Source organism: Pseudoalteromonas sp. NBT06-2, from assembly GCF_002276045.1.
In the GTDB taxonomy this organism is placed as follows: Bacteria; Pseudomonadota; Gammaproteobacteria; order Enterobacterales; family Alteromonadaceae; genus Pseudoalteromonas.
This window is the reverse complement of the sequence record NZ_NQMR01000115.1, coordinates 1-13,931: the sequence shown is the minus strand read 5'-3', so window position 1 is coordinate 13,931 and position 13,931 is coordinate 1. Positions and strand designations below refer to the sequence as shown.

Annotated in this window: 11 protein-coding genes; all 11 read left to right on the top strand. The window is 33.4% G+C overall.

What is annotated here, in order from left to right:
- The first annotated feature begins 15 nt into the window (after positions 1–15).
- The 11 genes from pigE (at position 16) to CJF42_RS18765 (ending at position 13,819) form a co-directional block, all read left to right on the top strand.
- On the top strand, positions 16–2,553 hold the full coding sequence (gene pigE / locus CJF42_RS18815; protein ID WP_095368157.1) for a prodigiosin MAP biosynthesis aminotransferase PigE: 2,538 nt from the start codon (positions 16–18) through the stop codon (positions 2,551–2,553).
- A gap of 17 nt (positions 2,554–2,570) precedes the next feature.
- Entirely contained in the window at positions 2,571–3,590 is a 1,020-nt protein-coding gene (locus CJF42_RS18810) for a methyltransferase (RefSeq protein WP_095368156.1), read from the top strand.
- 13 nt (positions 3,591–3,603) lie between these two features.
- Complete coding sequence (locus tag CJF42_RS18805; protein WP_095368155.1) at positions 3,604–3,852, top strand: acyl carrier protein; 249 nt, start codon at positions 3,604–3,606, stop codon at positions 3,850–3,852.
- Positions 3,849–5,762: an aminotransferase class I/II-fold pyridoxal phosphate-dependent enzyme gene (locus tag CJF42_RS18800; protein WP_095368154.1), complete on the top strand. Its 1,914-nt coding sequence runs from the start codon at positions 3,849–3,851 to the stop codon at positions 5,760–5,762. Before CJF42_RS18805 ends, CJF42_RS18800 begins: the two co-directional genes overlap by 4 nt.
- Positions 5,763–5,841: 79 nt before the next feature.
- The gene (locus CJF42_RS18795) at positions 5,842–7,347 is read left to right on the top strand and encodes an AMP-binding protein (protein ID WP_095368153.1); all 1,506 of its coding nucleotides are present in this window, start codon (positions 5,842–5,844) and stop codon (positions 7,345–7,347) included.
- Positions 7,344–9,686 (top strand): polyketide synthase, encoded by a 2,343-nt coding sequence (locus tag CJF42_RS18790; protein WP_095368152.1) that lies wholly within the window; start codon positions 7,344–7,346, stop codon positions 9,684–9,686. The genes CJF42_RS18795 and CJF42_RS18790 overlap by 4 nt, the downstream gene beginning before the upstream one ends.
- Before the next feature lies 1 nt (position 9,687).
- Complete coding sequence (locus CJF42_RS18785; protein ID WP_095368151.1) at positions 9,688–10,005, top strand: RedY/HapK family protein; 318 nt, start codon at positions 9,688–9,690, stop codon at positions 10,003–10,005.
- A complete protein-coding gene (locus CJF42_RS18780) occupies positions 9,980–10,696 on the top strand; it encodes a 4'-phosphopantetheinyl transferase family protein (protein WP_170940661.1) in 717 nt (238 codons plus the stop codon). The genes CJF42_RS18785 and CJF42_RS18780 overlap by 26 nt, the downstream gene beginning before the upstream one ends.
- 14 nt (positions 10,697–10,710) lie before the next feature.
- A complete protein-coding gene (locus tag CJF42_RS18775) occupies positions 10,711–11,763 on the top strand; it encodes a hypothetical protein (protein WP_095368149.1) in 1,053 nt (350 codons plus the stop codon).
- Positions 11,764–11,787: 24 nt separating this feature from the next.
- Positions 11,788–13,062: a sterol desaturase family protein gene (locus CJF42_RS18770; protein ID WP_095368148.1), complete on the top strand. Its 1,275-nt coding sequence runs from the start codon at positions 11,788–11,790 to the stop codon at positions 13,060–13,062.
- A gap of 31 nt (positions 13,063–13,093) precedes the next feature.
- The gene (locus CJF42_RS18765) at positions 13,094–13,819 is read left to right on the top strand and encodes a DUF1295 domain-containing protein (protein WP_095368147.1); all 726 of its coding nucleotides are present in this window, start codon (positions 13,094–13,096) and stop codon (positions 13,817–13,819) included.
- The last annotated feature ends 112 nt before the right edge of the window (positions 13,820–13,931 follow it).

Genomic DNA, 13,931 nt, shown 5'->3' with positions numbered 1-13,931 from the left:
ACGGAACCTTAAATTATGAAATTCGGATTTATAGCACATCCAACATCAATATTACTTAAACGCTACGTAAAAATGCTTGATTTATTTGAGCGTACTTCTTCAGACTTCATTGATGGTTATGATAGGGAGTTATGGAGTAAAAAAAATACAGTTTCATTTATGAATTTTGAAAAAATCACTTCAGCGACAGGAGCTCAATGCGAAGGTGTTGTTAAATATATGCCTTTAACTGCGGAAGAAATGCTAGGGCATTCAAAGGAAACCTTGGCTAGAATTAAACAAGGTGTTGATGAATTGATTGAGCAAGGCACTGAAATCGTAGGTTTAGGTGGATTTACATCAATAGTTGGAAAACGGGGTATTGAAGTTGCACAACATTCAAGTACACCTGTCACAAGTGGTAACTCGTTAACCACATTTGCAGCTTATAAAGCATTGGATCAAATATTTGAATGGCTTGAAGTAACACCTAAAAGTCAAACAATTTGTATATTAGGTTATCCCGGTTCTATTAGTTTAGCATTAAGTCATTTATTACTAAGACGTGGTTTTAACTTATGTTTAGTTCATAGAACTGAGTCTACACCAGCGGAACAATTATTAACTCATTTACCTAATAAATATCATTCTCAAGTTACGCTCAGCGCAGATATTAAAGCGTGTTATGAAAAATATAAGATTTTTGCAGGTGCAACATCTGCTGGTGGTATTGTTGATCCTGAACTATTACAACCAGGTTCAATTTTTTTAGATATTGCTTTACCTCGTGACGTTGCGGGTGAATTTAGACCAAAAAGACAAGATATTTTGATCTTAGATGGCGGAACAGTAACAGCATCTAGTGAGGTTAAACTCGGTGGAGAATCACTTAACTTTGCAATAAAACAACAAATTAATGGCTGTCTAGCTGAAACTATGGTGCTAGCACTGGAAAATCGTAAAGAAACATTTTCAATTGGTCGTCATTTAGAGCCTGATAAAGTAATTGAAATTGGTGAGTTAGCGCAAAAACATGGTTTTTATAGTTATCCTTTTTCATCTTATGGTGAAAGAATAGAAAAAGATCAAATTTTAAGTTTTAAACGTTATTTTGATCAAGAAAAACAACAAACAAATTCACAGCTTGATTTTATCGATAGTGTTATTTCAGAGAATTCGTCAGCTGAAGATACTTTCAATCGCCATAGAGATTATATCAATCCTTTAATGGTTGATTTTCTAAAAATGCAACGTTGCGATAGGGTTTTTATTAAAGGTCAAGGTACACAATTATTCGATGAACAAAATAATTCTTATTTAGATATGGTAGCAGGTTTTGGCTGTTTAAATTTAGGCCATAGTCCTAAGGAAGTAATTGAGCCAGTGATGAAATACTTGCAGGATCAAAAAACAAATTTTGTTCAATATGTTTCTATTGCACAAGAAACAGCTAAATTGGCTGAAGTGTTAAGTCATATTTCTCCAGGGAAGCTACAACGTACATTTTTTAGTAACTCAGGAACAGAAGCAGTAGAAGCTGCAATTAAAATAGCCAAAGCAGCGACAGGAAACGCTAAAATCGTATATTTAGAAAATAGTTACCATGGAAAAACATTAGGTGCATTATCTATAACAGGGCGAGAAAAGCACCGAAAAGATTTTGAACCTCTATTAGAGCATTGCATCGCAGTCCCCTTCGGCGATATTACAGCATTAAAAAAAGTATTAACTGAACAAGATGTTGGTGCTTTTATTTTAGAGCCGATTCAAGGTGAAGGAGGTGTGATAGTACCTCCAGATGGTTATTTAACAGATGTACAAACTCTGTGTCATCAAACAAATACGCTTTTAATGGTTGATGAAATTCAAACTGGCTTAGGACGTACAGGTCGTTTATTTGCATGTGAATGGGAAGATATTAAACCTGATGTATTAATGCTATCAAAATCTCTCAGTGGTGGGATCATGCCCATAGGTGCAACTTTATGTACTACAGAGATCTGGGAAAAAGCTTACGGTAGTTCAGATAAATTTTTATTACATACGTCAACATTTGGTGGCGGAAATTTAGCTTCTGTTGCTGCATTATCAGCATTACGAAGCTTGATCTCGCAAGACTTATCTAGAAAATCTTTAGAGCTTGGTCATTATTTTAAACAAGAACTTGAAAAAATAACTGAAAAGTATGATTTTATAGATGAAATCCGCGGTAAAGGACTCATGTTAGGTATTCAATTTTCAAATAGTTTTGAAAATGCAGTTGAAGCGTGTGTAAGAGAGTTTGGCACGCGTTTACCAGGTGATTGGTTCACCTTGTATAAGTTTTTACCAGATGAAGTCAAACAACATTTAAGTCTTGCTATGACAAGAATGGAAAGTGCGTTATCTGAAATGTTTTGCATGAAATTTGTTACCAAATTAGGGCAAGATCATAATATTTTAACTTTTGTTACGGCTAATAGTTCAACTGTGATCCGTGTTCAACCCCCACTAGTGATCAGTAAAGCTGAAGTAGATAGGTTTGTTTCTGCTTTTGCTGAAGTTTGTCAAGAGATGTCAACTTTTAATAATTAACCAATATGAGGTGTAGTATGAATAAAACAATGCAACAGACAGTTGATCATATGATGGGTTTTTTTAAAACCAAAACGATTACAGCAGCATTAGATTTAAAGGTTTTTGATCATTTTAATGATCAACCTCAAACAGTTGAAGATTTAGCAACTAAATGTTCATTACCGCCAGTAGCATTGGATAGGCTGTTAATCGCTTTAGTTTCAATGGATTACCTTAATAAAGAGGGACGGGAATATATCTTACCACAAGCGCATAAAGATTTTTTACTAAGTGATGGCTCTCAATGGTTAGGTTGGTTAGGTCGTCATATAGATACTTTTTTATATCCTTTGTGGTCAAATTTATCAACTGGTATTAAGCAAGATAATCATCAAAGAGAGGCCGCTTTTGGGGATGATAGAAGCTGGTTTGATATGCTTTACCAAAATTTAGATGATGTAGCTGATTTTCAAGAGTTTTTAGGGAAATTTGCACAACCTTTTATTGAAGGGTTCACATCAGAATATGATTTTTCACAGCATAAACGGTTCTTAGATATTGGTAGTGGTATTGGTACTCTACCTATCGCTGTGGCAAATAAGTTTAAAGATATAGAGTTGGCTATCTGTGAATTACCCCAAGCTAGAAGTTTCTTGTTAGATAAGTTGGGAGAACAAGGTTACGGTAAAAGAATAGATGTAATAGAAGGAAATGTGATCACAGGCGAATTACCTGATATTGAATATGATTTGGTACATTTAGGTTGGATGTTACATGATTATGGACACGAAACTCAAATGATTATCCTACGTAATATTTTTCAAGCTATGCCTATTGGAGGTCGCTTTATTGCCTCTGAAACTCCACTAAATGATGATAATACAGGCCCTGAATTTACCTCTTTACTCTCACTCAATATGTTGGTTTCAACAGATGGAGGAATAGAAAGTAATAGCAGTACTTACATTAAACGTTTTAAAGATGCAGGATTTTCTAATGTTAGAATTTTAGATATACCAGGTCCAAGAACGTTATTTGTAGGTGAAAAAATTTAAAAGGATGTAAATTATGTTTATTGAAAAATTAAGAAATTATATTGCTGAAAGTTATTTAGACGGACAAAGTGACATGCTAGAAAATGATACACAATTGTTAGCACTTAATATTGTTGACTCCGCTTCTATTTTTGATTTGGTTGATTTTATAAAAGAACAAACAGGTGTCATTGTTTCTATGATGGAAATTAACCCTACTAATTTTTCATCTATCAATGAAGTTAATGCTTTGGTGTGTCGTTTACAGGAGCAAGCAGTATGAGTGAAACAAAACACATAATAAAAGACTTAGACTTATTAGCTGTCATTTTCAGTTATGTTGCAGAATTAACACAATATGACATAAAAGAGTTAGATGGTTCGAGTCATTTAGAATATGACTTAGGTGTTGATTCCATTACTTTAGCGGAAGTTTTATCTTTTATTTTTGAAAAAGTAGGTATCTCGACATCAGGCACAGATGCAGCGATAAATGGTGAGGGTGTTGAGACTATTAACGATATTTACTTTAGAGTTGAAAATCTTATAGATAAGCAAGGTATTAGCTTTTCAGCTCAAAAAAGTGATACTGATTATTGTGAAGCCAAAACTGCGATCCTTAATTATATTCGTCAAATAATTTCTGCTCATAGTGGTTATTCTGTAACTCAATTGTCAGTGTCTGCTGATTTAAATACAGAGCTGGGTATCGACAGTGCCGCACAGCTTTTTGCTCTTAAAGATATTTGTAATAACTTTTTACTAGATACAGTTCCCCCCGAGCTAATACTTAATACAATTGAACAAATTTTGAATTATGTGTGTGATCAATTAGGTGACAAAGTTAATGATGTGCAATGGGTGTTTACCCATGCCATTACAGCGTTAACAGAACCAACTGAGCAAGCGAAAAAGCAAAATAATTCGCAAAATGATGATGAATTTGATGCTCGTACTATGATGGATTTTTCATCGATTCAAAATGATGATATTTTTTATAAAACACAAGAGTTTTCAAGTTTTTATAAGAAAAAGGAAAAACTTGGCCATTATTGGTATGGCATGCCTTTAGAATCAACTTGTACTAATAAAGCTATAATCTACGATGAAGTTGCAGGGAAAAGCCGCGAATTCTTAATGTTTGGTTCAAATAGTTACCTTGGTTTATCAGCGCATCCACAAGTAATCAGTGCAATAAAAGATGCTGCTGGTCGTTATGGCGCAACTAATACTGGTTGTCGCATTATTGCGGGAAGCAATGTATTACATTTAGAACTTGAACGTAAATTAGCTAAGCTTAAAGGCAGAGAGTCATGTATTGTCTATCCTTCAGGGTATTCAGCTAATTTAGGGGCCATTTCTGCATTAGTTGGTAGAAATGACCTCGTATTTACAGATAATATTAATCATATGAGTATTCAAGATGGCTGTAAATTATCAGGGGCGTCTAGAAAATTATATTCACATTCTTTATCGAGTTTAGAAAAATCATTAGCAAAGTATGCTAACCAACCCGGCGGTAAACTTATCGTGACTGATGGTGTGTTTAGTATGCATGGTGACATTGTTGATCTACCTCGTTTAGTCAAGCTGGCAGAGCAATATGGCGCACGTGTGTTAGTAGATGATGCACACTCAACAGGTGTACTTGGAGAAACAGGTTCAGGTACAACAGAGCACTTTAATATGAAGGGTCAAGTTGATCTTGAAATGGGAACTTTAAGTAAATCACTGAGTGGATTAGGTGGGTTTGTATGTGCTGATGAAGAAGTTGTGGATTATTTACGTTTCTATTCGAATTCATATGTTTTTGCAGCCACTATTCCGGCACCTGTCGCTGCTGGTGTTATAGCATCAATTGATGTGATGGTTAATGAACCGCAAAGATTAAAGCAGCTTTGGCATAACATACGCTATATTCGTGCTAAATTGCTTAATTTGGGCTTTGATTTAGAAAATTCAGACAGTGCAATTATTCCAATTGTTGTTGGAGATGACCGTATGACCTTAAACTTTGGTCGTGCAGTGCGTGCAAGAGGTTTATTTTGTCAAACGGTGGTTTTTCCAGGTGTTGCGGTTGGTGATGCGCGTTTAAGAATGAGTATTACCAGTGAGCATACACAGGATAATTTAGACAAAGCGTGTGAAATACTAATTGATGCTGCTGTAGAGGTTGGCGTTAAATTCGCTTAATCATCGTTAATTAAAAGTACTTTATGAAGCTGTTCATTGCTTCTTAAGGTGCTTTTGCGGTCATAAGGATATTAAATTAATGACAGAGTTTAACTCCATACTGTCTACTTTTGAGGTCACTTGTAAGCGATTTCCTAAAAAAATTGCACTTTATTGTCTTGAAGAATCACTCAGCTATGAGGCGTTACAAGATTCAGTGCAGCAATGGTCAAATGCATTTTTTAACGAGCAGTTACAAGGTAAGCGTATATTGATCTATTTAGATAAAGGGATTGATTATGTAAAAAGTATTTATGCTTGTTTAGCAACGGGTGCGACTTATATACCAGTAGATGCGTCGCAACCTTTAGAGCGTATTTTATCGATTATTGAACAAGCTAAACCAGACTTAATAATTACAGATGAAAATAAAAATAGCACGATAAATAATGTATTAATTTCAAGATTTTTAATTAATCAATCAGCATGCTATTTCATGAAAGAAGATAACAAACTAGTTTACTTAAATAACAATAAAAATAGTAACAGGGCATTTTACACTTCTAAAACTGATGATGTTGCTGCAATACTGTTTACATCTGGTTCAACAGGTGTGCCTAAAGGCGTAAAAGTGAGTCACCAAAACTTGTCTTACTTTATTAACTGGGCCGTTCAGTCATTAAATTTAACGCATAAAGACGTTTTGAGTAACCATGCTTCATTTGCTTTTGATTTAAGTACTTTTGATATTTTTGCTGCGGGCCAAGTAGGTGCTGCAACTTGGATAATAACGTCACAACAACAGCAAAATGTAGCTGAGTTGATTAATGGTATAAAAAAATACAGTGTTACAACTTGGTATAGCGTACCGTCTGTTTTATCTATGATGGTTGCAACTAATGCGCTTGATATGCAAGTGACGAAAACACTACGTCACGTCTTATTTGCAGGAGAGGTTTATCCAATAGGTGCATTACGTGAACTAAAAAAATGCATTGCTGAAACCTGCTCTTTACAAAATTGGTACGGGCCAACTGAAACAAATGTGTGTTTATATCATAAAGTAACGAATGATGATCTCAAGAAGAATTATCCAGTGCCTATAGGTAAACCTCTTAATGGCATCGATGCAGTTATTGATAGTGACAAGCCTATTGGAGAACTGATTATTTATGGTGCCTGTGTTACACCTGGTTATTATAATGTGCAAGACAAACGTAATAATCAATTACATAAAAATAAAGGTCATGCTACTGGTGATTTAGTTCGCTTCGAAAATGGATACTATTACTATCAAAGTAGAGTAGATGATATGGTTAAAATTAACGGCCATAGAATTGAACTAGGTGAAATTGATGCGTGTTTATCTGTTATGCCAGGAGTTAAAGCAGTAGCTGTTTTATGTATAACAAGTGACTTTCAACAAAAGTTAACAGCTTTTATTGTGGCAAAAGAAGAAAGCCAAATTAATACCTTATCGGTAAAGCAGTTTGTTAGTGAAAGGTTACCACGATATATGGTGCCAAATAGTGTGAAATGTCTTTTACAGCTTCCTAAAAATGCGAATGGAAAAATTGATTTTAAAGTTTTAAGGGGATTAGCATGAGTGAACTTTGCATTATAGCCATTGGAACTTGTCTCCCTTTTGCTGAAACATATAATCAGTTAAAAATGATGCCGGATTATGTTGCGCCTAAATATAGACCATTTAAATTTTCAAATTATCAAAGTAATTTTTTGGGACATCAATTCAATGAAATTGAAGTGGATTTTAAAAAATTTGGCATACCACCACTTTTTAGAAAAGCAATTGCAAGTGAAACTTATTTAGCCTTGAAATCAACCGAAGATGCTTTATCGACCATTAATCAAACATCATGGAATAGAGATAAGGTTGATATCTTTTGCGGTACAAGCTTAGGTTTTGATGTCACTTATAACAATGCAACTAAAGTGTCAGCTGTTAAGGCATGTGCTGATTTAGCAGATAAATCACCTCAAGCGATTTCATTTGTAGATAATTTTAAGGATGACATTAAAAGGGAGTTTGGGTGTACATCACATGACCGTGTAGGAGAAATGGCTAGTACTATACCTGCTCGTATAGCACATTTTTTAAAAGTAAGAGGTAAATGCCAAACAATTGAAGCACTTGATTTAACTGGATTACATTTACTACAACTTGCACAAGATGTACTTTGTCAACCTGATACTGACGTTGTAATATTAACAACAGTGCAAAGATTTAATGATGAATTAATTTGTCAGCTTATTGCACAAAAAAGTAATTTTAATAATGATGTTATTAATCTATCAGAAGGTGCAATTACATTAGTTGTTAAGCGATATGAAGATGCACTCAATGATCAAGATCCGATACTCGCAGTGTTATCAGAAATACAATTAAAGCCACTAAAAGAAACCATAAAACCATATACGACATCACAATTGAGCGCTAAAAAAATACTGAGGAATGGACAGTTAGGCTTTGGTTTATCTAATCATGTATTTTTAACTTTAGTTAGTCAAATTATGAAAAAAGAACTTGATGTTTGCATCACAGATCACAGTATGCAACAGCAATATTGGTCTTTACAGTGCAATAGCAAAGGCACTAATCGAAATCGTAATACACAATTAAACCAAGATATAGCGATTGTTAGCTATACTCCTTTCGCTGGTAGTTGCCATGATAAAGTTGATTTTTGGCATAAATTATCTCTTGGGGAAGATGATATTTGTACTTTGCCAAACTCAAGGTTAAATAAAAATGCTTTTCTCAGAATGGGAGCGGCACAGAAGCTCAGCACTTATGCTATTCAAGGAAGCTACTTACGAGACTTAGATAAATTAGATGAATTAATAGCTATACCGATTATGCCTATTCGCTTACGTGAAATGGATAATATTCAAAAGTTATCACTAATTTGTGCATCTAAAATACGATCTAGCACTACAACAGGTGCTAAGTATGGTGTTATTTTAGCGAGTAACTTGTGTTTATCACAAGAAAGAGACTTAATTAGCCAATCAAGGTTTGAGCAAATTCAGGCTATAAATTCAGATATAAAAAAACCTCAGTTTCCCTTATTAACTCATTATACATTAGATGGGTTAATAGCCAGTGGTAGTGCAAATTTGATTTCTCAAGTATTTAATTTAAATGCAGAGTGTTATGCCGTTGAAGCTGCTTGCGCTTCATCTTTAGCCGCTATTCATAATGGTGTAAGAGCACTGCAATCAAATCGATTAGATGTTGTTATAACAGGGGGGTTTGAATTACCTGCTAATGAAAGAGATATGGTTTTATGTAGTGCTCAAATGATGTTGTCGAAAAATAAAATATCACCTTTTAGCCAGTCAGCAGATGGATTCTCACCGGGTGATGGCGGAGCATTGTTTGTATTAAAACGTTTAAGTGATGCCAAAAAATCTAACGATAAAATATGTGCAGTGATCAAGTCTGTGTCAGGCTCTTGTGATGCTAAATCTATGACAGCCCCAGATCAAGAAGGTCAAGTACTTGCGATGACTAAGGCTCTATCGTTAACTTCTGTAAATATAGAAGATATTCAAGTTGTTGAAGCTCACGGTACAGGCACGACAGTAGGGGATGTGATTGAAATAGGGTCTATTAAGCAAGTATATGAAAGTACTTCGCGACAGAAACCTTTACAAATAGGCTCTGTTAAGTTTAATTTTGGTCATTGCTTTGCAGGCTCTGGTTCTTTAGGTTTAAGCAAACTTTTACTAAGCTTTGAACATAAAAAAATACCACCAACTCCTTTGCGTGGTGTAATAAATAATACACTCTCAATTTCTTCTATTCCTGCAAACATAACTCAGGAAAATCTACCTTGGGCAGAGCAAAAGCAGGTTGCAGCTTTAAATTCATTTGGTACAGGTGGGCTCAATTACCACTTAATTTTAGAAAAGGAAAATTAATATGAAGATTATGATCCACAAAATAAAACTCAAAGATATTAAATTATTAGCGCAATTTAAGGAGTGGGTATTATCAACTGATTATTTAGCATGTCATGATTTACCTAGTGTTCTTCAATTTGATGTAATTGAAGTATCAAATGATCCTAACGCAGACTTTAACTTTATTGAAGTTATCAGATTAAGTTCAGTAGAAGAGTTTGAACAAGATATGACAACAGCTCTATTTAAATCACTAGAAGAGCGTTTTAATGAAATGGCTGAAGTCATTGAAGAAAGTCAAGGTAAGCTCATTGGAAAAGGGTATACAAGTCATTAATTTATTAGAGAATAAAGCTTTAAAATTTGACAATATTTCTTATTATTTAAATGAACAATGTAATGTACCAATTGTATTAATTGACTTAGAACACTATAAAGCCCAATTAATACAGTTATCTTGGTCAAATTTACTGTCTGTGGCAGAAGTGCATGCTTTAGAAAAAGTAGCGGTTAGAGTACAAAGCATTGCAATAGAGCGCTTAACAGGAAGGTTAGCGGCCAAACTTGCTTTGGCTGCTTTAACGAGAGCATTGCTCAAGGAGTGTCAAATTTTAACGTCTAGTTCAGGGCAACCATATTCTGCTTGTGGCCGGTTTATTTCTATTAGTCATAGCGGACAATATGTTGTTGCAACTGCGTCTAATTCAGTTATTGGTATCGATATTCAAAAAAATAAAAAGTTCTCTAATGCGGCTTTGGATATGGCATTCAAAACTCAAGAAATGCTAAATCACACTTTAGGTAGTCATACTTTGATTTGGACAATTAAAGAGTCTTTTCTAAAAGCGTTAGGTTTAGGTATTTTCCCCCATATAAATAATATTGAGTTAAAAAAAGAATTTCAAAAGTATTTTATTGAAACATCCTCAACTTACATACATAACGTAATAACATTACTTGGCGGTAATACCCAAATTACAACGGGATCATTATCACAATATTGCTATTCAATAACACAAATTGAATAAAAGGTAATTGTGCTTTGAATAAAAATGATAATTTTAGTCAGAACTTAAAAACGGCATTGGATATTGCACGTCATGCACCTTCATCCCACAACTGTCAGCCTTGGCGAGTAAATATACTCGATTCTGTACCTAATGATTATGATATCAAAAAAACAGAAGAAAGTTATTTTATTAGTGTGTCATTTGATGATTCTCGTTTGCTAACAAGTTTACCTACTTTAAAACGAGAGATGTACACAAGTTGTGGTATTTTTAGTCAATTATTAACTCAGGCATTCACGTACATGGGTTATCAATGTGATGAACATTGGTTCGACAATAAAGATCTCATATTAATATTGAGTTTATCACTAACTAAAACATCGAGTAAACACGCTCTTAAGCAACTTCATATTACAGCAATCATGCGGTTTACAAATAGGGGACCTTATGAACAAGTAAAAATAAATATTAAAGAATATGAAGCGCTTATAAGTGATTTGAATACCAATATTATAAATAGCCAATTAATTCATAATGCCAATTTAATATCAAGTATTGCGCAATTAATTGAAGATTATGCTGGGTTAGACTTCTCAAACAAAAAAGTTTGGCAGGAAACTTATCGCTTTATTAGATTTGATGACAATAAAGCAGCAGAAGATGGCTTTTACATACGCAATTTATTTGGTTCCGTATCATGGATTTTTAAACAAACATTTAGATTTATCTCTCATCCTAAAAATGATTTGTTATCAAAAATTGTAGGATTACCTAATTATATGGCAAAAGGGCTTGCTAATTTAGTAAAAGATACACCTCAATTAATTATATTAACTGCAAAAGATGATTCAAATTATTCGAGTTTACAGTTAGGAAAAGAGCTTGCTGATATTTGGTTAAAGGCACAAGTTCAAGGACTATCTTTTCACCCCTTAAGTGTATTACTACAAAATGATGTTCCGAGAGAGAAGTTAAGTAATATATTGAAAAATAATGAGGAAATATTATTTATTGCCCGTTTAGGAGTAGCGAAAACCCCTGCAAATAAGGCACCCAGAAGACAAATAGAATCAATTCTTAACTAAGTATAGCAAAAATAGGGTATTAAAATGGATTTAAATTTTACAGAAGAAATAATGTATACGCTGCCTTTTTATCTAGGGCCATTATTTTTATTAGCAACTATTAATTTTTTGAGAAAACAAAAAAATTACAGACTCAATGATACGTTAACAAATGCATCTATAGCACTAGGTAACTTAGGTTTGTCTTTTATATTCTTATTAGCTGTAGTCGCAATGTACTCTTCAGTATATAACGAATATAAGCTATTTGATATTGATCAGTCTAACCCACTTATTTATGTTTTTACTTTTTTACTTTATGATTTTTTGTATTACTGGAACCATAGGTTTCATCATATGATTGGCTTATTTTGGGCAGATCATTTAGTGCATCATACAGCTGAAAACTTTAATTTTGGTGTTTCTATCCGCATTAGTTATTTTACAGAGTTAACAATGTGGATGACATTCATACCAATGGCTGTTCTAGGAATTTCTTTAGAAGTATTTTTAATTGCTAGTTATACCCAGATTGTGTGGGCGTTTTGTATACATACTAAGTGGTTTAAAAGTACACCTAATGCAGACAAGGTAATAAATACACCTTCTTTACATCGAGTTCACCATGCGAGAAATACGAAATATATAGATAAAAACTTTGGCGGTATTTTAATTGTTTGGGATAGGCTATTTGGTACTTATCAAACTGAATTAAATGATAAACCCGTCACATACGGTGTCAGAGAGTCTTTTCCAAGTTTTAGTCCTTTGGTTATAAATTCTTATTATTTAAAAACGATTGCTAAAAAAATTAGATTATCTAGCTCATTATTAGAAATAGTTTGTGCTATTTTTGGCCCTCCAGCATGGTTACCTAAAAAAGCAAATAAATCTAAATTCTATTCACTGACCTGTAAAGTAGCTTCTAAAGATTTTAAAGCAAATGATCCATATCTAACAACTAAAACCAAATGGACATGTTTTAATCGATTCATAGGCATAATCGTTGTTTTTTGTTATTTAATGATGAATTTCGCTACATTACCAGTACTACCGTTAGTTATTTTATCTATTTTATTTTTTTGGTTATGTCACTACAACGGCACTGTATTTGACGGTGAAGCGGTATCTTGGTTTAGTGAAATTATTGCTCAAATTTTATATATGTCGTTTTTATCTTGGTGTATTACATCTGGGCAAAAAGAATATTTAATAATAAGCGTGAGTATTTTTGCTTGTATGTCTTTTTGTAATTATCTCACTTATCGTACTAAAACATCAAAATTTAAACAAAGTAACTTAGATATTCAGCAGCAATAATTATTTTAAATTAAATACATAAGGAATAAACATGGAAAATATAAAAACAAATACCGGTGGTGTCAATCGAGAATATGGACGTTCCATACCTGAAAAGTGGACTTTTGTATTACTTCATTTAGGTATCGTATTATTTTGTGCTTGGCTCACATTTCTTGATGGTTGGTCTGTAATAGGCAGTGTATTTGATCTTAGTTGGTCTTTTGTTGATCAAGATAGAGCTGTCGTTTTATTTGTTTGCGTATTGATTTATTGGATAAGGCATACAGTAACTGTATTTTACCTATTAGCACGTAAAGTAGAGTGGGGAGAAGTTTTTGGATTACTAAGTTTTATGGCTTTGTTTGAAATTGGGTTGCTACTTGTTGGAGGAGGTGCATTTAGAGATTATACAATTGATTTTGGGTTGCTTGATTTCGTTGCATTAAGTTTGTTATTGTCTGGCTCATACTTGAATAGTTACTCTGAAATTCAACGTAAATGGTGGAAAAAAAATAGTCAAAATAAGGGGAAGTGCTATACAGAGGGCTTATTTCAGTACTCAATGCATATAAACTATTTTGGTGATTTTGTTTTATTTACTGGCTGGTGTTTATTTACTTATAACTATTGGACTTTATTATTACCATTATCTATGGCTTACTCGTTTATAGCTTTTCATATTCCCGCTTTAGATCATCATTTAGCAGAACGTTATGGGGAAAAATTTAAAGATTACGCAATAATAACAAAACGTTTTATTCCTTTTGTATATTAACATAACCTAGCGACTTCAAGAATTCTGAAATCAGCACCTTGAAGTTGAAAAAGTATATAAATCTATTTTTAAAATAAATTGAACTTTCATATTTAACTTTATATGAAAGTTC

What these genes read in the sequence shown, in the direction of transcription:
- CJF42_RS18785 (WP_095368151.1), top strand. Translation starts at nt 9,688, where the DNA reads ATGAAGATTATGATCCACAAAATAAAACTCAAAGATATTAAATTATTA.
- CJF42_RS18765 (WP_095368147.1), top strand. Translation starts at nt 13,094, where the DNA reads ATGGAAAATATAAAAACAAATACCGGTGGTGTCAATCGAGAATATGGA.
- CJF42_RS18795 (WP_095368153.1), top strand. Translation starts at nt 5,842, where the DNA reads ATGACAGAGTTTAACTCCATACTGTCTACTTTTGAGGTCACTTGTAAG.
- CJF42_RS18770 (WP_095368148.1), top strand. Translation starts at nt 11,788, where the DNA reads ATGGATTTAAATTTTACAGAAGAAATAATGTATACGCTGCCTTTTTAT.
- pigE (WP_095368157.1), top strand. Translation starts at nt 16, where the DNA reads ATGAAATTCGGATTTATAGCACATCCAACATCAATATTACTTAAACGC.
- CJF42_RS18805 (WP_095368155.1), top strand. Translation starts at nt 3,604, where the DNA reads ATGTTTATTGAAAAATTAAGAAATTATATTGCTGAAAGTTATTTAGAC.
- CJF42_RS18800 (WP_095368154.1), top strand. Translation starts at nt 3,849, where the DNA reads ATGAGTGAAACAAAACACATAATAAAAGACTTAGACTTATTAGCTGTC.
- CJF42_RS18790 (WP_095368152.1), top strand. Translation starts at nt 7,344, where the DNA reads ATGAGTGAACTTTGCATTATAGCCATTGGAACTTGTCTCCCTTTTGCT.
- CJF42_RS18810 (WP_095368156.1), top strand. Translation starts at nt 2,571, where the DNA reads ATGAATAAAACAATGCAACAGACAGTTGATCATATGATGGGTTTTTTT.